General features: G+C 45.8%; 1 protein-coding gene and 1 pseudogene. One reads left to right on the top strand and one right to left on the bottom strand.

What is annotated here, in order from left to right; genetic code table 11:
• Positions 1-597 (bottom strand): chemotaxis protein CheA (locus A3761_RS03630; RefSeq protein ID WP_231881146.1); only part of this gene is annotated, 597 nt, incomplete at its 3' end.
• 89 nt (positions 598-686) lie between these two features.
• Between A3761_RS03630 and A3761_RS03625 the strand changes: the two are divergent.
• Positions 687-1,112 (top strand): annotated as a pseudogene (locus tag A3761_RS03625) (hypothetical protein); the annotation flags it as partial.

Raw genomic sequence — 1,112 nt, 5'->3', positions numbered from 1 at the left:
AAGGCGAATAATCGGAACATATTCGTTTCGAAGGCGAAGGACGTCACAGCCACCAGAAACGCGATGTATCATCTGATCCTGAGACTCAATCGATTCGACAATAGATACCAAAGGAAAAATATATACCTGCTGACCAACACGAATTAGCTGACCATCCAAAATTGCCAGAGTCAGTGGCAAGCGTATCGAGAACATACTCCCCTTGCCTGGAGTCGACTCAACCTCGACCGAACCATTTAAGTCCTGTATATTTCTGCGCACAACATCCATACCAACGCCACGCCCCGAAATATCGGTAACTTCTGCAGCAGTTGAAAATCCAGGCTGGAAAATTAAGTCGTGAATTTGCTCTGGTTCAAGATGATCGTTAGGCGAAACAAGACCGTTTTCGATTGCTTTCGATAAAATTCGATCTTCATTGAGGCCGGCACCGTCATCAATAATCTGAATAACAATGTTACCGCCCTGGTGAAATGCGTTAAGGGTAATCTTACCGGTTTCATCTTTGCCAGCGGCAAGACGCGCTTCTGGCGACTCTAAACCGTGGTCAAGTGAGTTTCGAACAAGGTGAACAAGAGGGTCGCCTATTCTTTCCATCACTGTTTTATCCAGTTCAGTTTGCTCACCAAGCAGAACAAGCTCAACTTTCTTTTCAAGACTCTTACTAATATCGTGAACTGTCTGAGTTGGGTGAAGTCGAGGTTTCCAGTGTTGTTGATGAGCTGCCAGAACTTGGCTCGCTAGACCCCGAAGCATGCTATCTAGCTTGGAATATTGTACTTAAGGGTGATGCCGAAAGAGCTCAAATAGACGAAGTCTTTGAGTGGGTCGTTGATGACTCGGATATTCGAATTGAGAAAATTGATTCGCAAGCTTCTGAAGAGTCTGAGGTAAATGCTGAAGCAGCAGAGCCAGCGGTTGTTGCTGAAGCTGCGGTTGGTGTTTCAGCAGTTAAGACAGAAGATGTGCCCGCGTCTAAGTCGAGTGTTGAATCTAGTGCCAGTGTTGAGAAAGCGAGTAAAGCGCCAGCGCCTGTTAAAAAGGAAAGTAAGCCTGAAAGCGTTTCAATCCGTGTAGGCACAGACAAAATCGATAGCCTGATCAATATGGTC

The organism is Oleiphilus sp. HI0123, from assembly GCF_001635315.1.
The sequence above is the reverse complement of the archived record's forward strand: the minus strand, read 5'-3'. Positions and strand labels throughout refer to the sequence as shown.